The organism is Ignavibacteriales bacterium (genome assembly GCA_015709675.1).
GTDB lineage: Bacteria > Bacteroidota > Ignavibacteria > Ignavibacteriales > Ignavibacteriaceae > H2-BAC3.
This window is the reverse complement of sequence record CP054182.1, coordinates 1449979-1471974: the sequence shown is the minus strand read 5'-3', so window position 1 is coordinate 1471974 and position 21996 is coordinate 1449979. Positions and strand designations below refer to the sequence as shown.

The following is a 21996-nucleotide window of genomic DNA, read 5'->3' as shown; positions in this document are numbered from 1 at the left end:
ATCACAGATCAACTATATCAGCATCTTCCGGATAGCTGAACTGTATTCCCGCGCCGGGCTGGTTAACCTTCATCTCATCATATTCGATGGTAATTTCCTGCCGGTCTTTTTTATTTATCACCCTGATCTTTTCAGGAACAGGAACCTGCTCGAAAAGTTTAAAACTGCTGTAAATCCCTTTCAGGAGTTCATTGCCGTCTCTGCTATTGATAACAAATTCGCGTATTCCAAGATCTCTCATATCTACTACATATGAAATCCGGCTTTCACTTTCAGCATCATTATAGGAAATTTCATACTGATTCTGATTATAGTGGTAATCATCAGGAGTTTTGTATAACCGCTCTGTAAGATTGACCGAGCCGACAAGCGCATCCATCAGATCAGTAAAACTGATATTGACACGAAAAATCTCTCTGAGTATATCATTATTTGTCTCACCGCGGTAAAGCGTGTTACCCATGGCGTTATAAAACTGAAAATTCTTTTTAGTAATTAATGCTGTGGCCAGTTCAATGCCAAAAGGACCATTTATCGCCAGGAAGACAGAGTCCGGCTTTGCGACAATCACACGGAATGATGCACTATTGCTGAACTGAGGGGACTCCACCGAAATTGTTCCGTTTCCTTCGAATGATTTAATCTTTCTCCGGTTTGCTTCCAGTTTTACCACGAGACGGTCGGCAGCAAGGATTTCAACCTCATCCACAGGTTTTGAGGGAACGCAGCCCGGCTGAAGCCCAAGCAGCATCAGGAGCAGCGCTCCTGTATATATATGTTTCTTAATCAAGTGATTCTCTTTCTATTTTTTCTCTTAAACCCTGAAGTGTGGGGTCAATTTCAAATGCTTTTTTCCACTCAGAAACCGCGGCATCCTTTTCACCCAGCCGGTAAAGTACATCGCCGAGGTGGTCTATTATAACCGGACGCGCACCTCCTATTTCAATGGCTTTTTCAATATATCCTTTTGCTGCTTTATAGTCCCCCATTTTATATAATATCCACCCTTTGGTATCCAGATACGCTGAGTTGGCCGGTTCAGTTTCAAGAGCTTTGGTCACCATTTCAAGTGCTTCGGAGAGCCGTTCATTCCGCTTGGAAAGGGCATATGCAAAGTTATTATTAACCAGCGCGTTATCCGGATCTTTTTTAAGCACAGCGCCATATGCTGAGTCTGATGCGGTAAAATTCCCCAGTGCATCATAAATAAGCCCGAGCGTGCCAAGCAGATTCAGATTATCAGGATCATTATTCAGTGCAGCTTTAATAAACTCTGCCGCTTCTTCATTACGTTTCAGCTTGCTGAGTGAATATCCGTAAGCCGACAAAGCAGTCACATCCATCGGGTTCAGTTTTACCGCTTTTTCCAGATAAGGGAGCCCGGTGCTGTCCTTATCACTTTGGGCGTAAGAAAGCCCCAGTATAAGATTGATGGTAAAATCTTCAGGAAAAGATGCTATGCCGCTCTGAAGCAGTTCTGCTGCTTCCTTATACTTTCTGTTATCAAAGAGCAGACCTCCAAGGCGAATCCATGCCTCTTTATTGGAAGGATCAAGTTTGGTTACCTGACCAAAATACTTAATGGCCGAACTGTCATCACGCTGTTCGATGGCAATTGCCCCCAGATACATCTTAACCTCCCAGGCAGTTGTATCACGGTCAAGCTGATAAAACAGTTTTTTTACCGGTTCAAGAAGCGAGGAATCCCGCAAAGCAGCAACATAAAAATCATTCGCGATTGTAATCCGCGTGCCAAAAGGGAGCGTGTTATTACCGATAATCTCCGCGTAGGCCGCAATTGCGGAGCGGTAATCCTTCTGTGCTATATATACCCTCCCCCGTATTTCCTGAAACCCGATATCATCGGGATAGCTGAGCAGATATTCCTCAGCCAGCCTCAGAGCGTCATCGCTCCGGTTAAACCGTATATAATAATCCGCCAGCAGCTTCACAATCTGCGTGTTATCGCGGTCAATGCTCAGCAATGCCTCCATTGAGGAGATGGTTTTTTCCGCGTCTCCGGTTTTCTCATAGAGCTCGGCCAGCCGCAGCAGCACCGTCCACTCTTTTCCGGTCTTCCTTAAAAGCGCTTCATAAATTTCCGCTGCTTTTTTGGGGCGGCTCTGCTCATACTGCCGGGCAAGTTTATAATAAGCATTAAGCTGCAAGGAGTCCCGCCGGAGCAAGTTTTCCAGAACTATGGCCGAAGAATCATGCTTCCGTGACGAGCTGTATATATCACTCAGCAGAAAGTAATAGTCCGCCACCGCGGAGTCAATCTCCAGCGCTTTCATGGCATTCTGTTTGGCAAAACTTAACTTGCTGAGCAGGTAATAGTTTTTGGCTATTGAGTAATAAATGCCCGCCTGCTCATCGGCTTCCAGCGCCTCCTGATATTCCAGGATTGCGGCAGCCAGATCCCCCCTCTGCTCAAGGGCAACCCCCTTAAGGAAATAACTGAGCGCTTTCTTCTGGTCACGCTTTTTGGTATCAGCAGGTTTGGACGTATGTTGTTCCATCGTCCCCCCTCCGGAGCATCCAGCGAGGAAAAGTCCGGCGGAAATCAGGACAATAATTGGAAAGATTTTCATTAATTCCGGTAAAACTTGGTAGAGTTCAGATCAAAATATATTTTTGTAAAAATAAGGAAAAAATATGGAAAAATTTGACCTTGGACTGGCCTACGTGTGGGAATACGACAGAGATTTTCTCCGCGCCGCCGAGGCCATGCTTCAGTCAGCAGGTCTGACCACCTATATTATCAGTGAGCATAATATAGGCGAGGTCAAAGAAGCAGTAGCAAACCGTGAGCTTGGTTTCAGGTTCTATCTTGACCGGGCATGGGATGTGGATGACCGTTTTACCGAGCTGGGCAATATGCTGCACCGGCGCAGGACCCGTATTTTTAATCCGTACAAAAACGTTACCCACGCCATTGACAAGGCTACCATGCACCTTGAGTTTATCACATCGGGCATTCACGTCCCCTATTCCATCATAATCCCGCCGTTTGATGAGAAGGAGGAGCTTTATATCTCCCTCAAGGATCTTGCATTGCTTGGCCGTCCCTTTATCATCAAACCGTGCAATAATACCGGCGGAGGCATCGGGGTGGTGACCGGGGCGGAGTCACTCAGCGATATTCTTACAGAGCGGATGAACCAGAGTGAGGATAAATACCTCATCCAGGAAAAAATTACTCCTCTTTACCTGGACGGACGCCGTGCCTGGTTCCGGTGTTTCTGGGCATTCAGCCAGCCGGTTATAACCTGGTGGGATGACCAGACCCATCTGTATGAAGAACTTTTCCCCTATCAGTTTGACCTGTATAAACTGCGCCCGCTGCTTACCATAACAAAAAAGATCGCAAACCTGACCGGGCTTGATTTTTTCTCAACGGAAATCGTACTCAGTGACCAGCAGAAATTCCTCGCCATTGACTACATCAACGACCAGTGCGATATGCGGTTCCGTTCAGGACACTATGACGGCATACCGGACAACACCGCCCAGACCATCATCCGGCTGATGCGGGATTATATCATCAAACAAAAGAAACTTAACCGGAACCAATCATGAAGCGGAGGCCTGAAGTGTGGTTTATAGGAATAGTAGTTGCAGCCCTTGTGCTGTTTTTTCTTTTTGGCTACCTGCTTAATATATATGAAGCGGATATATCGGTAAGCAGGCGGAGTCTTTTTGCCGACGGACAGTCTGAAGCGGTCATAGAAGTCATTCCCCTCAACTCATTCGGCAGCCGGACCCCGTTCCGTTCATTGAATGCACAATTTGAAATAAAAGAGGGTGCAGAACTGATCGAAGTCATCTCACAGGATAACGAAAAAGGAATCCTCCGCCTCCGCTCAAAATCCGCCACCGGGCGAGTGGTCATCCGGGTGATTCCCGGGATGGCAATCCTCCCTTCTGAAGTGGTGATATTTATTTATCCAAATGCGGCATAGGGGGGGGGAAATTTTGTTCAATTAAACGAACTTATCAAAATCTTTAATTTGAATGATTTTTATATATTCAAGACTTAATATTATTAAAAAACATATAGTATTTAATTTGCATTTTCACGATTAGAACTTTTTACTCATAGGTTATTAGACAGACAAACAGAATAAGAATTAAAAAAGGTTTAAGATAAAGTTATGTACCTGATGTACGTCGATGAAAGTGGCGATACTGGCATCTCAAATAGTCCAACACGTTATTTTGTATTAACTGGCCTTATAATCCACGAACTTCGCTGGCAAGCACTACTTGATGAATTGATTGTTTTCAGGAGACAGTTAAGGAATAGTACTGGATTGAAATTGCGTGAAGAAATACATGCCGCTGAAATGATTAATTCTCCCGGGGACTTAATTAGAATTCCTCGTAATATCAGATTAGATATTCTTAAGAAATGCCTAGATTGGATTGCCCTGCAAAGAGACTGTAATTTAATAAGCATTATAGTGGACAAACAAGGCAAAACTACAGATATATTTGAGATTGCATGGACAGCGTTAACTCAAAGATTTGAGAATACTATACGTAGCAGAAATTTTCCTGGTCCTCAAAATGCTGATGACAAAGGACTGCTATTACCTGATCGAACAGATGACAAGAAATTGCGGCAAATTATTCGCAAAATGAGAAGATACAACCCCATTCCAAACACACAATCCCTCTATTCGGGTGGAACAAGAAATCTGACACTAAAATGCATTGTTGAAGATCCACTTTTCAAGGACTCCGCAGACTCTCTTTTCTCTCAAATGGTTGATATCACATCATATTTTTTAAAGCAACTTTACGATCCGAATAGCTACATAAAAAAGAAAGGAGCAAAGAATTTCTTTTACAGGTTGGAACCGGTTTTGTGCAAATATGCTTCCCGCTATAATCCATTTGGTATCGTTGAGCTTTAAAGTAAAAAGGGACTGTTGCCAGTCCCGGAGGAATCCTACTTTAGCGACTAGCACCATTTCAGATTCGGCACAAATTTAGTGTATTTTCCTTTATTTGTCAAGTTAAATCGGAGGGTTTAATTAGGATCAATTGTCTAAATGGCTTAAAATAGTAAATCATTTTAATTGCCGGGTATAATTTGTTCCTTTGTGCACGTATTTCTCCCCCACCTATCTCTATACAATTATCAATGTTCAGAATATTTTTGATAATCCCATTGTTTAACAGGGTCAAATTTCAGCAGGAATTTGAAAATTACTGACCAAACCGGGCTTGTAAAATTTTGCCTATAGTCGAAAAATTACACGTAAAATTTTGCTTATAGGCAAAATTTTACGTAAGATTGCTCTGTCAATTTATCCTGATTTATGAACAAAAACAGATACCTCTCAAAAGTAATTGACTCTAACCTGAAGACCAAGATGGTTTTTATTGGAGGTGCACGCCAGGTGGGTAAAACAACCCTGGCAAAGGAAATTATTGCTCCCCTCTTCGGCAATTCGGAATACTACAACTGGGATTTTGCCCCTGACCGGAATAGATTAAAAAAACTTGAATTCCCCGGTGAACCTTCGCTTCTTATCCTTGATGAAATTCATAAACTCCGCGGCTGGAAGCGGTTCCTGAAAGGTATCTATGATACACAAAAAGACCGTTACCGTTTTCTGGTGACCGGCAGTGCCCGGCTGAATATATTCAGAAGAGGCGGGGACTCACTCCAGGGCAGGTATCACTATTACACTCTCCACCCTTTTTCATTCAGCGAACTGATGAATCACACTCCGGTTATTGAACCAGGGCAGGAACTACAATTCACCGGAAACAATTCCGCCGATACACTCAACTCCCTGCTGCAATTCGGCGGATTCCCAGAGCCATTCCTCAGCCAAAGCAGACGCACGCTCCGCAGATGGCACGCTGAAAAACTGGAACGGCTCTTCAGGGAGGATATACGGGAGACTGAGGATATACGCGATTTTTCAAACCTGAAACTGCTTGGTGATATGCTTCCTCAGAAAGCAGGTGCGCCTCTTTCAGTGAATGCCATACGTGAAGATCTTGAGGTGAGCCATAAAGCTGTAACCAACTGGCTGAATATCCTTGAACAGTTTTATTATCATTTTCGCATTTATCCTTTTGCCGGCTCAAAGGTGCGCTCAATAAAAAAAGCTCCCAAGCTCTATCTGGTTGACTGGTCTGAGATTGAGGATGAAGGAGCCCGTTTTGAAAACCTTATCGCCTCACACCTGCTTAAGACCATAGATTTCCTGAGAGAAAGTGAAGGATATAAAACCGAGCTCTTCTATCTGCGCGGCACAGACGGCAAAGAAGTTAATTTCCTAATAACCCACGACGGCAAGCCCTGGTTCGCCGTCGAAGCAAAACTCACCGAAACTGCTCCCTCGCCACAACTGCGCTATTTTAAAGAACGGCTGCAAACCCCCTATACCTACCAGGTCATCAGAAAGAGCGGCGTTGATATCTTGCGGGACGGCATCCGCATTATTTCATCAGATAAGTTTTTGGGAGGGGTGGGGTAGACATCTATTCCAAGTAGATGGGCACATTCAGAGTTGACTTTTAATTACACTGATAATTTTTGTTATCGCGGACCTATGTTTAACCGTAATTATAATTCTTTCTTCGGCGAATATTTTTCAGCGAAAAACATAAATTTCTCCAATGCACTTTTTAAGTACTTAAAATTGATTGTTGGCTGCGACTTTGCATAAAGGCACCAGGGTTTTTGCATTTTTTCTTCAACCCGTTCAAATTCACCTTTTTCGGGGTCATATACACTAGTATAAGTAAACTCTGAATATGACAGCACTATATCCTTTGTCCTCTTTGGTTTCCCATTCTTGAAAAAGGAATGTAGAGAAATGCAAGCATCATCTATTTCGCCTATAAACCAACCGTATGATTCGATAATCTCTTTATTCTTATCAACAAATGTCTTGATATTATCATAATCGTATATTATCTCATTTTCTACCAGTTGATTATTAATTGTGGTTTCTTCACCAAGTCGTGCAGAGACTATTTTGTTTTTAAAAAAAGTTTTTACTTCATCTGAAAGCAAGCATTTTGCATGTAGTTTATCCTTCTCAATTTTTAAAGGAATAATCTCTCTTGGTTTACCAGAAAGACTTCCACCCAAATAAACTATCTCTAACACTTCTCCATTTATTATCGCTTGACTTAGCAGTTCTTCAAATAACATTTAAAATCTCCATTTAATATAAATTCAAATAAAATTCTTTTTATGCAAAGATATTTCACACCAATATCCCGCAGCAGATTTATCATTTTGGGGAAGTGTTTTACCGGCGGGCGTAAGTTCACCCCAATAATTTTATATGGTAAAAATTAAACAGTTTTCCACCGAAACGCAAATACATCAGGAGCCACGGTAAAGGAATTTCTTCGTATTTTTCCTCATTCATTCAACAATTGTTTCTATGGGTTAGAGTATGAAACAGCTTCTTTTGTTTTTGGTTCTTGTTCAGGTCTCTTTTGCGCAATGGGTTAACCAGCAGCTTCCAGCTCAAAGTGAAGTAATTCTTGGTCTAAGTCTGTTTTATAATGGTGACGCCGCTGCCTCGGGGTGGGGCTTTGGTCCATCAGGCAGTGTTTCAGCAAGGGCATTCTATTCCACTAATTTTGGCACCATCTGGAACTCTGCATCCCTGCCTGACTCTGCCCGCAGCATCATTGATCTTCAAAAGACACTGGATGAAGATATTCTTTTCGCATCAGGAGCCAGAAATCTTACGGTAAAACAGAATTCTTTTTTCGATCTGCAGGAGGAAATTAAGAATGCAGAATCAGACAGGGATTTTCAGAAACTTCATGATCTGAGATTAGGAAAATCCTCCTTAAGCACGGAGCAATTCAGGGGTGCCTTTTTCAAGAGTACCGATTATGGCGCCACCTGGAACTACTTTGGCACAATACCTGACTCTATTACTTATCTTAAAAGGATGGCTGCTCATTTTGCTTTTGTTTCTTTCTACATTTGTGCTTCAATGCCAGGTGGTGACAGGTTGATTGTTTCATTAGATACCGGAAAAACCTGGCAATTCAGCACACCTTTTATTCCTGGCTTGACTCTGAATGATGTGGCAGTTGATGCGGGTCGTAATGTTTTTGCAGCGGGGCAAATCAGTAGTGACACCTCAGGCCCAATAGGTGTATTGCTTGTTAAACCATTTCTAAATCCCGACTGGAGGGTTTCTCAAATTGAGGGGACAACCACTTTCACTACTGTTGATTGTAATTTTGATGGACTGGCTGTTGCGGGCGGATTAACATCTTCCACTGATGTCCCAAACTCTGTTGTATATTATTCACCGGGTTGGGGGGCACAATGGAAGAAAGCGGATTTCAATGGCAACGGACTTGTTATTAACCGTATTAAATGTTTCTTTGAGCCCTACACAGCAATGTCAATTATCCTTGCTGATACCCTGACCTCCTCCGGCTTTATACCTCTTGTTATGAAAAACACTCCCTACTTTGGCAATTGGGTAACATCTCACTACTTTTTAGAAGGAAATACGCTCCGGCTCTATGAAGCCGAATTATTACATCTCCAAAAAATTTTCGTAAGTGGCTCTTCAACAGAAGGCGGTATCATATTTTACAACAACAATTTTCAGCTTCCGGTTGAACTCACATCATTCACCCCATCACAATCAGGCAGCACGCTGCAGCTCAGGTGGAGCACCGCAACAGAAACCAATAACCACGGATTTGAAATTGAACGAAGCACTGATAACCAGCAGTTTTACAGCATTGGTTTTGCAAAAGGAGCGGGCTCAACTCAGGAGCCGCAGGAGTATATATACACCGATTCCCCTGATGAACCTGGCACTTATTACTATCGCTTAAAGCAGACTGACTTTAACGGAACGTATAAATACAGCGATGTGATTACCGCAGCATTCTCTGAAAACATTCAAGAGTATATACTTGAGCAGAACTATCCAAATCCCTTTAATCCTTCAACCAGGATAAAATTCTCCATACCGCAGCAGAACGATAATGCGCCGCAGTTGGTTACCCTGACCGTATATGATATCCTTGGCAATGAAATTGCAGTACTCGTCAATGAAGAGAAAGCACCCGGCAGCTATGAGGTTGATTTCACTGCTGATAACACATCCCTCAGTGCGGGAGTTTATGTTTACCAGCTGCGAGCCGGAGCTTTTTCTCATACAAAGACGATGATACTGCTGAAGTGATTTTATTATGGAGGAAACCTCCCCTCCTGATAATCCGGCTGAATGATTCTTTATTGTTATTTTATAATATTTTTTTAAGATTCATTATCACCACCCGCATCCTCTCACTCGCCACGGCATTCGCGGAGTGCACTTTCATTTCTTGAGGTGGAGTAAACCTATTTACAAACACCTGCTCCTCCAGCCAAACGCATACAGAGTAGCCATCTCGTTCTGCTTTACCCTCATCATTGGGCAGTCCCAAATCATTATCTAATGAAAGTTCGTTTACCCTTCCCGTTTTAAGGAGCTCAATGGTTTCTTCCGGGGTTTCGGTCAGATACCAGGTTTCATCATCGGGAAGCCGCTCATCATCAAGATATACTTTCAGAGGGTTGTCAGAGGCGAGCAGAGCAGGGTTATTGAAAAAGAATTTAATGCGCTTGACTGGTTTTGCAAAGTTTTCCCGAAGTTCATTATCAGCAGTATCAATTTCGATTTCAGGATATACGAATCCCCCCTCTTTTACTTTTGTTTTTATCAGATTCAGCAATCCCCTGCATGCCAGAAATTCAGATTCATTGTTGCAGGTTAGTTTTACCCGTAATTCTGTTAAAGGTGAGTTTAATAATTCAGCAGCATGGTCCAAAGAAATAGCTCTTGTCCATCCTTCGGGAGTTATGGAATTTGAATTAGCAGAAAAATGTAAACGCATGATGATTTTCTTTCCTGGGGACTGTTTTACCGGCGGGCGTAAGTTCACCCCAATAATTTTATTTGATTAAAATTAAACAATTTATCACCGAAAGGCAAATGCATCCGTAATCATGATAAAGGTACTTTTCGTATTTTTCCCCATTCCTTCAACAATTGTTTCCAGCGGGTTAGAGTATGAAACAGCTACTTTTGGTTTTGGTTCTTGTTCAGGTTTTGTTTGGGCAATGGGTTACCCAGCAATTGCCGACTCAAGGCAAAGTGATTCTGGGGGTGAGTATGCTTAATTATAATTTAGCTGCAGTGGGTGGCTGGGGGTTTGGCCCATTCAGCGATATTTCAGCAAGGGGATATTATACTGCAAATGGCGGTGCGCTCTGGAATGTTTCCGTACTTCCTGACTCTTCCCGTGTTATTGTTGATATCGGAAGAATTTATCCCTGGGGCGGGTTAATTGCTTCCGGGGCACGTAACCTTACTACTTCTAAGAACCCCGCAATTGATGTTTTCCACGAGTTAAAAGAAGCTCAGAGCAGAGGTGATTATCACGCAATGCAGGAGCTTAAAATCGGCAAATTTCCTCGGGAAAATGAACAATACGAAGGTGCGATTTTTAAAAGTACCGATTTCGGCGCAACTTGGAATTTTTTCGGGGAGTTGCCGGACTCCGTTATCTACCTCAAAAAAATGGTGACAGGAACTGACATTAGCAACAACATAATCTATGTATGTGCCTCTATGAACGGCGGAGACCGTATCATTTCCTCAGCAGATACCGGCAGAACCTGGCAGATAAGCAGTCCTTTTATTCCCGGATTAATTCTAAATGATGTTACCATGACCGGATGGGGAATCGTCTTTGCGGCCGGGCATATTTCTGATTCATCCTCATCAACCGGGGTGGTGCTCAACAGAGATGAAAATGGTATCTGGAAAACGTATTACTTTGCAGAGATCTCGACCTTTTCAACCGTGGCTTCTACCGAGTTTGGATATGTAATAGCAGGCGGACAGGACAGGAACCCGAATATTCCGAACGCGGTTATATATCGTAATAACTATAATAGTCCTGATTCCATTAGGTGGGTACCCGTAAACTTTAACGGCGCAGGCAAAGTTATTAACCGGATAAAATATTATTTCTACCCCTGGTCTGCAATGTCTATAATCCTTGCTGACACACTAACCGCCACCGGCTTTAAACCACTGATTATAAAAAATACACCCGATGTTTACGGCTGGATGACTGATAAATACTTCTCTGATAGCAGTGTGATTTTTCTTGATGATGCTGATCTCTATACCTATCAGGATGGGCTTGTGGGCGGTATGGGTGTAAGCAACGGACTGGTGCTTTATAACCACAACCTGCAGCTTCCGGTTGAAATCACATCATTCACCGCATCACAAACCGGCAGCACGTTGCAGCTCAAATGGAGCACCGCAACAGAGACCAATAACCATGGGTTTGAAATTGAACGGAGCACTGACAACAACCCGTTTTACAGCATCGGTTTTGTAAAAGGAGCGGGCTCAACTCAGGAGCCGCAGGAGTATATATATACCGATTCCCCTGATAAACCCGGCACCTATCACTACCGACTAAAGCAGACTGATCTTGACGGATCGTATAAATACAGCGATGTGGTCACTTCAGAATTCACCGGAAACATACAAGAGTATATACTCGAACAGAACTTTCCTAACCCCTTTAATCCAACAACCAGGATAAAATTCTCCATACCGCAGCAAAACGGTAATAAGCCACAGTTGGTTACCCTGACCGTATATGATATCCTTGGAAATGAAATTGCAGTACTCGTAAATGAAGAGAAACCATCGGGTACGTATGAGGTTGATTTTACCGCAAATAACGCCTCCCTAAGCGCTGGAGTGTATGTTTACCGCCTGAGAGCAGGAGCTTTTTCTGAAACAAAGACGATGATTTTATTGAAGTGATTTTATCCAGAAATGAATATCCCTCCCGATAATCCGGCTGAATGATTCTTTATTGGGAGAGGGGGAAATGTTTTTTCTGGATTGGTCTTTAAGTGAATTGATTTTCAATGGAAATGCGGAGGCGTTTTTTACGAAAATCCACATTTCCGAACTTTCCTAACCATACCCGCCGTTTAAGTTATTGATTAATAATAAGTTAGCAAAACAACCAGTTCACGTGGTTCGGAAATTGTTTCTGTAAAATGGTAAGTACAGATAGGATTTCTTTCATCATTTTCAACTACCGCTCAGGCACTTCGAGTTCAACTCCGGTACAAATTATTTCTGCCGCAAACGGATCATCCATTACAAAATCAGATTCACGGAACGGATGCGGTTCAATATATACCGCCTCATTTTTCCGGAGGATCATCATTTGCCCCTGAGTATCAAAAAGATTTTCTGCATCATCAAGTATGATTGCTAAATCTATATCACTATCCGGATGCGGGTTACCGGCTGCGTACGAACCAAACAACAAAGCCCTTTTTACAGGGTACTTCGTCATGACTACATGTAAGTAATCTTTAACAACAGCTAAAGCTCTTTCTTTATCCATTCTTTCAGCAGTTTTATTCTTTCGATCCACTCAGCCGAATACTCAGGTGTGCATCTCTTGTAAAAGTCTCTTTTAATCGAATCATACCTGGCGTTTATATTAAACGATGAAATAATATCCAACCAGTCAGAATACTCATCGGTCAATTCTAAGGGGATAATCTGTGCAATTCGCTTAAGATCGTGTGTCAAAGGAGCATGTGCCCGTTTGACCTTTACATAAAGCGCCTTAAGCAATTTTTCTATAACCAGATGCCCCATAAAAAGAGACCAGTGATAATCTTTTGAATTAAACAGATTTATCATCGTGAGAAAATAACTCCCCGCTGAATCTGTCCAGAATTCAATGAGTTTGGTAACGTCTAACTATTGATCTTCCATATAGAAATATACAAAATACAGAGTTTATTTATGCCGTGGGGGTTATAATTAACCTGTCTTTCCAAAGAGATTTAGGGCTTTTCTGCACTTTATGCTTATCGATATTCTCAACTAATTTCCCTTCATAACTCCTTATTTTACAACAACTTAGCAAAATCATCCTGGATTCTGGTTCGGAACCTGAATTCTGCCAAAAATTCGGAAAAAGCGAAGTTGGTACCTTTGTCAATCTAAAGTATACCGAAAAAACCCATCCCGGAATTGATCACCCCTAAAAGTTTAGTCCCCTCACGCATTTTTCATTTTTCATTGTTCATTCTTCATTAATAAATACATTCTTTAGTTCCCCGGTTCATACTTCATAATTCATACTTCATAATTGTAAATTTTTCTTTCTCCCTTAAAATTGGTAATTTAGCGCAGGTAACCTGAAGTAAATTCTGAGACAGAGTTGCCGAAGTCATTTTTCCATAAAAACTGTACCGGATATGAAAAAGTCTGTGATTTTTTTTCTGTTATGCCTCTTTACTGCTCCGTCATTTGCGCAGGGGACTGCCGGTGACGCAGCCAGCTATGAGTACCGCAGTCTGATAGATATGCCAACAGCCGGAGTCCTGAAGAAAGGATTCTTCTCGGTTTCTTCCGATGTTCAGCCGCTTGGAGTGCTTATCGCAAGGCTTGAGGTCGGCGTGTTCGAAGATCTCTCTTTCGGCATCTCCTATGGCGGCAGCAACCTCATCGGAACAGGAAGCCCCAAGTGGTATAAGCTCCCCGCTGCATCCATCCGCTACCGGATCATTGGGGAGAGCGTCACCTTCCCGGCATTTACGCTCGGCTTTGATACACAGGGCAAAGGTGAGTATTTTAATGATGATGACCGCTACGCTATCAAGTCACCAGGGCTCTTTCTTGCCTCAATGAAGAATTTTGCATTTCTCGGCTTTCTCTCTTTTCACGCAACCCTGAACTATTCGCTTGAGCGTTATGACGGTGATAACTTTGTAAATCTTCAGGTCGGTGCTGAAAAGACGATTGGTCCAAAGGTTTCTCTCGTGGCTGAATATGATTTTGCCTTTAATGATAACCAGTCTGTGAATTTCGGTTCCGGTTCCGGATATATGAATCTGGGCGTGCGCTGGTCTGTAAGCGAGGGCTTTACGCTCGGCTTTGACCTTCGCGATCTGCTCAGCAACAAGAAGTGGTATCCGGGTGCTGCTGACCGCGCCATCAGGCTGGAGTTTATCCGCAATATATAATGATGAACCTCCTCTTTGTGGTCATCGGGGCGGGGATAGGCGGAGGGCTGAGGTACTATGTGTCAGGGGTTTCCTTCCGCTTTCTGCCGGAGGTGTTTCCGTGGGGCACGCTTCTGGTAAATGTCATCGGAAGCTTTTTGCTCGGGCTGATTATCTTCATCGGATTTGAAAAGACTGCCTCACCGCCCCACATTAAAAATCTCCTGACCACCGGATTCTGCGGAGGGTTCACCACATTTTCAACATTCTCCCTTGAGACCATCAATCTGCTGCGAAGTTCAGAATACCTCTACGCGCTGCTGAATATCACCGGAAATGTGGTGCTTAGTCTCTTAGCCATCATCGCGGCTTTATATATATCCAAGTTAACGGTATAAATAAACCATGAAACATTCACTCCTGCGTATATATATCGGTGAAAGCGACATGATGCACGGCAAACCCCTGTATGAGACACTGCTGCTCAAAGCGCGGGAAACCAGACTTGCCGGCGCCACCGTTTTCAAGGGATTCATGGGATATGGTCACGCAAGCATCATCCACACGGCAAAGATCCTGCGCCTCAGCGAAGACCTTCCCATTCTGATTGAAATAGCAGACACGGAAGATAAAATTGACCGTTTCATCCCTAATGTAAAAGAGATGATGAAGCAGGCCGGCTCCCACGGGCTTATCACACGCGAACAGGTGGAAATCATTCCCTATAGGGAGTAGATTGTATATATAATGAGAAGGCAGATCACACAGTACTGTTAACCCGCGCTGCCCCCGATAACGCTGCCCGGGCTGTTATCTGCTATGCTCAGAACTACGGACTATGCTCCTCCTTCTTTCCGGCAGAATACTGCCGCGTCCTTTCTCACAACAACTATCCGTCAAAAAAAAAGCGTCGTACCTGTCATTTTGGCTCAATTTAATGAAATAATGTCTGGTTTCAGCACATTTATCGCCTGCCGGGTAAATTGCAGTGCCCTTTTTATTCCGGTTTTGTTTGATTATTTGGCAAAACTTTTGGAATTTAAGGTATTGATTCGCTTTTTTTAGGCGGATAATCATTCACAATTTACGGAGTCACTCATGCCGAAGAAAAACGGCGTAAGCGAACTATTCAAAATACATCCCCTCTCAAGAGATTTCCTCATATATATATCTATAACTAAACGGAGCTGACATGAAAAAATTATTTTTCATTTTTCTCAGTCTGTTCCTGTGTCTGAATTTTACCAATGCGCAGCAGCGCAGCTGGCAGGCTTCAGCCATCGGAACACACAAATATACACCGGTACAGCAGACAGAGGCATTTGACACTCTGCACTATATTGTACCCCCATCAGTGCTTTACACAGCCACCATCGGCGGAAATCCGGGCGGCTATGTAAACGGCACCAACGGCTATGGCGACCTTGGCAAATACCAGCGCCTTGATTTCCCTTATAGCAACGTCATGGGGCATGGGATGTTTTTCTACTTCGGAGCAAAAGAAGTAATCGGCACACCTGATACCATTCATTTCGTCATCAGAAGAGTCAGTGCAACAGGAGCTCCCGGTGATCTGGTTGCTTCTTTCCCAAAACTGACCACCGACCTGGACACATCCGGAGCCCCGACCGTCATCAGCTTTGCAAAAGGCAATATGGATACGGATTCCTCTTTCTTTATCGGATTTGAATGGGGCACAACCGTAGATGATAAATTCGGCCTCCTTTCCAATCAGTCTCCAAACGGCGCAAACCCTTCCCGCGTTTGGGAAAAGTGGAGCGACGGAACTTTTGTTCAGTACGGCACACCATCAAGCTGGACGCTGCAGATTGACCTCTGGGCCGGTATGATATACGCTCAGCAGCTTGCAGGTGATTATTATATCCCTCAGGGTGTAAATCCTCAGGGTTTTGCCACACTGAATGATGCAGTAGCAGCACTCAATTCAAACGGAGCCGCGGCTGATGTAAATTTCATCCTTGATGCTGATACCGTGCGTGCCGCAAGCATGATTTTTGACAATCCGTTTTATAACAGCAGCAAGGTTACCGTAAAACCGGCAGCCGGAAGAAACACTGTACTTATGGTGAGTTCTGCTGCTTCTGTCGGAAATGGTCCTTATATGATCGGCTTCCGCAGAGGAAATGTAACCTTTGACGGCAGTAATAATGGCACAGACAGCAGAAACCTGATTGTAACCACCGAGCAGATTGCTCCTGTTGTTGACCTCCCCTTCACCCTTAATCATGCAGATGCAGATAATGTTACGTTGAAGAATCTGGAGATTAAAAACATTATAACCGGTCAGACAAATTTCCGCTATGGCGCGGTTATTAATGATCTGGGCGGTGTTACCAATTTCAGAGTTGAAAACTGCCAGATCGGAACGCCTGAACGTCCGGTGCGCCGTGATGCACTTGCCCCATGGGGCGCTGCTGCTTCAGGCGGCAACCAGTTCAGCTTTGTGAACAATGTAATGTATGCTGGCACAAGAGGTGTTGCAACCATTTATCTGCTTAACAGCGAAATCATCGGCAATGAAATAAACATTCTTCCGACCACCGCTGCTGCAACTGATGCCTATAACCACGGCATATATATTACCGGAAACACCGGTTCTCTTAACATCGAAGGCAATACCATTAACTGTCTCGAAAAGACCGTTAACGCAAGCTCATATCTTATCGGACTTGCATTCGCGGGCAATTCGTTTGACAGCACGGATGTTATACGCATCGTTAACAACTTCATTAATGTCGGTGCCGCAAACGAAACCAGATTCACCTATGGAATCGGTCTCCGTTCAGCAGGCAACATGGGCAACATGAAGATATATCACAACACCGTGATCGTTAATAATAATGCATCAACCCTTCAGAGCCATGCTATCGGCAACCACACCAACGGTACCGGTCCGGTAAATATTGACCTGAAAAACAATATCGTTATTAATAATCACTCAGGCAGCACTGTGTCTTCCGCACTTGGACTTGTTCCGGCAACCTCAGTCCTGACCTCTGATTATAATGTTCTTCAGGCAAATCAGAATCTGGTTAACTTCCAGGGAACCACCTATGCAACACTGCCTCTGTGGCAGGCAACCGGCAAGGATGTGAATTCAGTTTCAAAAGCAGTTAACTTTGTTTCAGGAACAGATTTACATTTAACCGGCTCATCAAACGGTGATGCTGATCTTGGTGCACCTCCTGTAGGAGACATAACTGTTGATATTGACGGTGATGACCGCAATGAAGTTATGACCTACAAAGGCGCTGATGAAGCTTCAATTCCTCTCTTCACTCAGAGCTTTGGCGTTCCTTTTACCGAAAACTTTGAGTATGGTCCGAATAACGATACCAGTCTTGTTACCATAACAACCAACTGGGTCCGCCACAGCGGATCAATGGGACCTGCTTACAGTGCTTCCAGTCTTTCATTCCCTGGCTATCCTTCTTCAGGTGTCGGCGGTTCTGTTGCGTTCACCAATGGCGGATCAGCAGTTAACGATGGTGATATAAACCGCGCGTTTGATTCCGTTGCTACAGCAGGTAATGTATATACCAGCTTCCTGGTAAATCTTACTTCAGCAAGAGCCACTGCAGACTACTTCTTCCATATCGGACCTAAGACTCTCGGAACTACATTCCGCGCAAGAGTATATGCAAAGAGCAGCGGAGCAGGGTTCGTTATGGGCCTCAGCAAAACCGGTTCACCGATTGTTGAAGACCCGACCGTACTGAACTTCAACCAGACGTATCTGATTATCGTGAAGTATAACCTTAATCTTGATGCAGCCAATGATGACCTGGTTACCATGTACGTCTATGATACCGCTACCCCCGGCACTGAACCGGGAACTCCGCTGCTTACCGTCGGACCAGTTGGCGCAGGCGTTGCTGACGGCCTTAACAGCATCGGCTCAATTGCAATCAGACAGGGTACAAACACTCCTACCGGCACCATTGACGGTATCAGGGTTTCCACCACCTGGGACTACCTTGTTCCTGTTGAACTCACTTCCTTCACGGGAAATGTGAGCGGCAACAGTGTTCAGCTTGGATGGACCACCGCTACCGAAACCAATAACAGCGGATTCTCCGTTGAAAGAAAATCGGCTGACGGCAGCTGGAGTGCAGTTGCATTCATCCAGGGTAAAGGAACAACCACCTCTCCTGAATCATACAGCTATACTGACCGCAATCTGAACGCAGGCGTATATACCTATCGTCTGAAACAGATTGATTACGACGGAACGTTCAGTTATTCAGGCGAAGTTGAAGCTGATGTAACCGTTCCGGCTGAGTTCACCCTGAGCCAGAACTACCCGAATCCTTTCAACCCTTCAACAACCATTAACTTCACACTGCCGGTACAGTCGCACGTGCGCCTTGCTATCTATGCAGTTACCGGTGAACTGGTTGAGCTTCTGGTGAACGAAGTCCGCGATGCAGGAAGTTATAACGCGGTATTTGATGCTTCAAAGCTTTCAAGCGGCGTATATATCTACAGAATGACTGCAGGAAATGTTACTCTCACAAAGAAGATGAATCTTCTCAAGTAATTCATTTCTCTTTTTCTTATAAACAGCAAAGCCCTGAAGAAATTCAGGGCTTTGTTGCTTTAAATAACATCAGTAAACAATCGTAGAAACAACTCGCGAGTTGTCATATCGCGTACATGGATTCCCCAACACAGCACATATTAGGACAGGTCGCGACCTGTCCCTACGTTGGTTTCAATTCTTTTTGAGCGCGTTTTTCAGGAGCGATCAACCGTAGGGACAACTCGAGAGTTGTCCTATCGTGTACATGGATTACCAAACACAGCACACATCAGGACAGGTCGCGACCTGTCCCTACATTGGTTTCAATTCTCTTAAAGTCCCTCTACTTTTTAAGGAGAGGGATTTAGGGTGAGGTTCCGGGATTCTTCTAAAATCCCGTCCTTTACTTTGGCAGTTTATTAAGAATCCTGCCTGCGGCTTTACCTGCTGCTCTGCGGAGGATGCGCTGGGGCAGTTTTCCTTTTTGGGCGGCATTAACATCACCCAGAATTCTGGCTATAGTATAAAGAATCGAACGGATAAAATTGATTTTCATGAAAATCCCTTATTTGATTTGCAGTAAAATAGCTAAAGAACCTCTTGCTTTAAAACGAAAAAGCCCGCCTTTTTTGACGGGCATTATTGAGTTGGGAAAGAGATTGTTGAGCTTGCGAGATCCCGCCTGCGGGAAACTCTTCCCGACTCGTCGGGACTGATTACAAATCTGATTAAAGGGCTTAAAATGTGCGTGTTTTCGCGGTTCCTTTTCACTTTTTGGGAGTAGTTTTAAGGGATTTTTGTCCCCTTTTTGTCCCCTCGCATTTTTAGGTTCAATGCAGAAAATAAAAAAACCCCTAACTTATTGAAAATTAGGGGTTTATTGGAGCTGGGAAAGAGACTTGAACTCTCGACCTGCTGATTATCCCGACTCGTCGGGACTGCTCACCAACTGAGCTATCCCAGCTTATAAAAACTTTTTCCCGCCTGCTGATTATCACGACCCGTCGGGACTGATTACAAGTCAACTGTCAGATTTAAAACGAAAAAGCCCGCCATTTCTGACGGGCCTTTATGGAGCTGGGAAAGAGACTTGAACTCTCGACCTGCTGATTACAAGTCAGCTGCTCTACCAACTGAGCTATCCCAGCTTATAAAAACTTTTTTCCCGCCTGCTGATTATCCCGACCTGTCGGCCCCGACACGTCGGGGTACCAACTGAGCTATCCCAGCAATTTTTACAAAACAGATTTTAAATATACCATTTTGGGGGCTAAAAATCAAAAACCGGACCGGGCCAAATTTTCCCTTCGGCAGGGTTTTTCTCTTTCCGTATCTTGCGAAATAGCTTCATTTTTCCTTAAAAATCCAGGATTTTGGTTGAAAAATCTCCTTTTTTGGCTGTTTCTTTTCATTTTTACTTCACCTCTGTTGCTTGCCCAGCAGAGTGAGTTTCAGCGGGGTGTACAGCTTTATCAGCAGGGTAAATTCGCTGAGGCAGGAGCAATTTTTGAACAGCTCATACAGAAAGGAAATGCAGGACAGGAAGTGTATGAAGGTGCGGTTGACTGCGCCCTTAAGACCAGCAGCTTTACTAAGGCCATTTCTCTGATCGAAAAAACGATGCAGAGATTTGGTCCTAATTACGGTTATCAGCTTACCCTGGGGCAGCTTTACGCCCAGACGGAGAATCTGAGCAAATCTGCATCCGTTCTCCAGAAACTTACCTCGTCATATCCTGATTCCTCCGAACCGGCTTTACTTCTCTCGGATGTTTTTGGACTTATTGGAAACAAGCACTATCAGGAGTCCCGTTTCAGTGATGCGGTAACGGCATATATATCCTCGCTCAAATACAATTCACGCAATAAGGATATCCGGCGCAATCTCATCTCAGCGTATCTGGTTCTCGGCAAGCCTGACAAAGCAGCCGAAACTGCCGAGACCGGCTATAAATTTCACGCTAAAGACAAAGAGTTCCGGCAGATATACCTTGAAACTCTCATTTATGCTGAACGGTATGAGGATGCACTCAAGGTCATTCAGGTAATGGCGAAAGAGGATCCTGATAACCTGCAGACACAGCTTAACCTTGCGCTTCTGTACCGGTACAGCAGGAGAGCAGATGAAGCCCTAAAAGTGTATGCTCAGCTCCGCTCCAAATATCCCGCAGCAAAGGAGGTATATACCGCCGAAATCAGTTATCTGCAGCTTGCCGGAGCGGGTGATACCATCATCCGCCGCTATAGGGAGTTCCTTGCGAATAATCCTGACGATACCGACTTTATGCTGCGTCTCGCGAAGCAGTACGAACGCAAAAAGCTCTATGACTCAGCCCGCACGGTGTATGCCGGGCTTGAAGCAAAGGATCTGTACCGGGATGCACCAGTATTAACCGCAAAAACCTGGCTCGCGGAAGGAAACCCGGAAATTGCGTTTGAACTGCTGAACCGCTATATATCTTCAGGGGGGAAAAACAGTGACGGATTCCTTGAACTCTACCGCCTCCGGCTCAGCAGGAATGAAATCAAGGAGGCCTCTGACCTGCTCACCCTTGCCATTGAGCGGAGCGATAACAAGGTGCAGTTCCGCATTCTTCTGGCGGATTTATATATAGGACAGAGCAGGGCTGATGATGCCATTGCACTGCTGGATCCGGTCAGAGAGGAAATGAAATCATATCCTGAAATTCCCTTTCTTTCCGGGCGTGCATATATCCAAAAGCAGGATACCTCACGGGCAGTGTTTAATTTCATCCGCGCGGTTAAATATGCCATTCAGAGTTCACAGCTGCTTCAGTCGCAGCTTGCCTCACAGTCCTCCGGAAGCAATATCATGAATCCCGATTCATTGGATATGCTGAAGGAAACTTCAAGCGCGCTTGATACGGTCTCCTCAGTACTGAAACAAAGTTTTGTTTATCTGAAAGAGCTGATGGGTCAAGAGGCATTAGTCAGAGATATATCGGCTCTCATACTCGAGACACCAAATGCAGCAATACTCTATCTTCAAAGAGGGAAAATCTATCATCAGCTCGGTAATACTACTCAGGCCGAACAGGATTTCACTACGGCTCTTTCACTTTCTCCGAATTCTGAGGAAATGCAGTATGAGGCAGGTCTGTTTTATGAAGCTTCTGGCAGCTCAGCAAAAGCCTATACAGCATATCTGAATGCCTGGTCTATCAATCGCAAGAATCCCTTGCTTTTCAGGAAAGTTATTGATTTAGCCTACAAGGCAGATAAGATGAACGCGGTGTGTGATTACTGGATGAATGTCTATCAGACTGACAAGGAAAATTCGATGCTGCGGGAGTTTTTAATCGAGGCGCTTCATGCTGCAGGGAGGCATAGTGATGCCTCCCGTATTATGCAGCAATAAACAA

The 21996-nt window shown here is 44.1% G+C and carries 18 protein-coding genes and 2 tRNA genes; 11 read left to right on the top strand and 9 right to left on the bottom strand.

What is annotated here, in order from left to right; translation table 11 throughout:
• Position 1: 1 nt before the first annotated feature.
• Together HRU80_05425 and HRU80_05420 are read right to left on the bottom strand one after the other, a co-directional pair.
• Positions 2–790: a DUF4292 domain-containing protein gene (locus HRU80_05425; GenBank protein QOJ28345.1), complete on the bottom strand. Its 789-nt coding sequence runs from the start codon at positions 788–790 to the stop codon at positions 2–4.
• Complete coding sequence (locus HRU80_05420) at positions 783–2591, bottom strand: tetratricopeptide repeat protein (protein QOJ28344.1); 1809 nt, start codon at positions 2589–2591, stop codon at positions 783–785. The genes HRU80_05425 and HRU80_05420 overlap by 8 nt, the downstream gene beginning before the upstream one ends.
• 64 nt (positions 2592–2655) lie before the next feature.
• Between HRU80_05420 and HRU80_05415 the strand changes: the two genes are divergently transcribed.
• From HRU80_05415 to HRU80_05400, 4 genes are all read left to right on the top strand, one after another.
• Positions 2656–3579 (top strand): hypothetical protein, encoded by a 924-nt coding sequence (locus HRU80_05415; GenBank protein ID QOJ28343.1) that lies wholly within the window; start codon positions 2656–2658, stop codon positions 3577–3579.
• Positions 3576–3962 (top strand): hypothetical protein, encoded by a 387-nt coding sequence (locus tag HRU80_05410; GenBank protein QOJ28342.1) that lies wholly within the window; start codon positions 3576–3578, stop codon positions 3960–3962. The genes HRU80_05415 and HRU80_05410 overlap by 4 nt, the downstream gene beginning before the upstream one ends.
• 201 nt (positions 3963–4163) lie before the next feature.
• Complete coding sequence (locus HRU80_05405; protein QOJ28341.1) at positions 4164–4919, top strand: DUF3800 domain-containing protein; 756 nt, start codon at positions 4164–4166, stop codon at positions 4917–4919.
• A 408-nt stretch (positions 4920–5327) separates the two neighbouring features.
• Positions 5328–6500, top strand: a complete 1173-nt coding sequence (locus HRU80_05400; GenBank protein QOJ28340.1) for an ATP-binding protein — start codon at positions 5328–5330, stop codon at positions 6498–6500.
• An 89-nt stretch (positions 6501–6589) separates the two neighbouring features.
• On the opposite strand, the gene HRU80_05395 is transcribed toward HRU80_05400, so the two are convergent.
• Positions 6590–7183 carry a hypothetical protein gene (locus HRU80_05395; protein QOJ28339.1) on the bottom strand — a complete coding sequence of 198 codons (594 nt, stop codon included), beginning with the start codon at positions 7181–7183 and terminating at the stop codon, positions 6590–6592.
• Between the two features lie 250 nt (positions 7184–7433).
• On the opposite strand from HRU80_05395, the gene HRU80_05390 reads away from it, so the two are divergent.
• The gene (locus HRU80_05390; GenBank protein QOJ28338.1) at positions 7434–9206 is read left to right on the top strand and encodes a T9SS type A sorting domain-containing protein; all 1773 of its coding nucleotides are present in this window, start codon (positions 7434–7436) and stop codon (positions 9204–9206) included.
• A gap of 61 nt (positions 9207–9267) precedes the next feature.
• Here HRU80_05390 and HRU80_05385 read toward each other — a convergent pair whose 3' ends face one another.
• Positions 9268–9576 carry a hypothetical protein gene (locus HRU80_05385; protein ID QOJ30461.1) on the bottom strand — a complete coding sequence of 103 codons (309 nt, stop codon included), beginning with the start codon at positions 9574–9576 and terminating at the stop codon, positions 9268–9270.
• 1652 nt (positions 9577–11228) lie between these two features.
• Between HRU80_05385 and HRU80_05380 the strand changes: the two genes are divergently transcribed.
• Positions 11229–11858 (top strand): T9SS type A sorting domain-containing protein, encoded by a 630-nt coding sequence (locus tag HRU80_05380; GenBank protein ID QOJ30460.1) that lies wholly within the window; start codon positions 11229–11231, stop codon positions 11856–11858.
• A gap of 280 nt (positions 11859–12138) precedes the next feature.
• On the opposite strand, the gene HRU80_05375 is transcribed toward HRU80_05380, so the two are convergent.
• Positions 12139–12456 (bottom strand): nucleotidyltransferase domain-containing protein, encoded by a 318-nt coding sequence (locus HRU80_05375; GenBank protein QOJ28337.1) that lies wholly within the window; start codon positions 12454–12456, stop codon positions 12139–12141.
• Complete coding sequence (locus HRU80_05370) at positions 12435–12761, bottom strand: HEPN domain-containing protein (GenBank protein ID QOJ28336.1); 327 nt, start codon at positions 12759–12761, stop codon at positions 12435–12437. The genes HRU80_05375 and HRU80_05370 overlap by 22 nt, the downstream gene beginning before the upstream one ends.
• A 563-nt stretch (positions 12762–13324) precedes the next feature.
• On the opposite strand from HRU80_05370, the gene HRU80_05365 reads away from it, so the two are divergent.
• The 4 genes from HRU80_05365 to HRU80_05350 all read left to right on the top strand — a co-directional run bounded on the left by HRU80_05365 (position 13325) and on the right by HRU80_05350 (position 18632).
• Positions 13325–14092, top strand: a complete 768-nt coding sequence (locus HRU80_05365; protein ID QOJ28335.1) for a hypothetical protein — start codon at positions 13325–13327, stop codon at positions 14090–14092.
• Positions 14092–14469 carry a fluoride efflux transporter CrcB gene (crcB, locus tag HRU80_05360; protein QOJ28334.1) on the top strand — a complete coding sequence of 126 codons (378 nt, stop codon included), beginning with the start codon at positions 14092–14094 and terminating at the stop codon, positions 14467–14469. Before HRU80_05365 ends, crcB begins: the two co-directional genes overlap by 1 nt.
• Positions 14470–14476: 7 nt before the next feature.
• Positions 14477–14806, top strand: coding sequence for a DUF190 domain-containing protein (locus tag HRU80_05355; GenBank protein QOJ28333.1), 330 nt, complete (start codon positions 14477–14479; stop codon positions 14804–14806).
• Between the two features lie 457 nt (positions 14807–15263).
• Positions 15264–18632, top strand: a complete 3369-nt coding sequence (locus tag HRU80_05350) for a T9SS type A sorting domain-containing protein (protein ID QOJ28332.1) — start codon at positions 15264–15266, stop codon at positions 18630–18632.
• Between the two features lie 385 nt (positions 18633–19017).
• On the opposite strand, the gene HRU80_05345 is transcribed toward HRU80_05350, so the two are convergent.
• From HRU80_05345 to HRU80_05335, 3 genes are all read right to left on the bottom strand, one after another.
• Complete coding sequence (locus tag HRU80_05345) at positions 19018–19170, bottom strand: hypothetical protein (GenBank protein QOJ28331.1); 153 nt, start codon at positions 19168–19170, stop codon at positions 19018–19020.
• A gap of 325 nt (positions 19171–19495) precedes the next feature.
• Positions 19496–19578: transfer RNA gene (locus tag HRU80_05340), tRNA-Arg, on the bottom strand.
• Between the two features lie 108 nt (positions 19579–19686).
• Positions 19687–19762, bottom strand: a tRNA-Thr gene (locus HRU80_05335).
• A 229-nt stretch (positions 19763–19991) separates the two neighbouring features.
• Here HRU80_05335 and HRU80_05330 point away from each other — a divergent pair.
• Positions 19992–21992, top strand: a complete 2001-nt coding sequence (locus HRU80_05330) for a tetratricopeptide repeat protein (protein ID QOJ28330.1) — start codon at positions 19992–19994, stop codon at positions 21990–21992.
• The last annotated feature ends 4 nt before the right edge of the window (positions 21993–21996 follow it).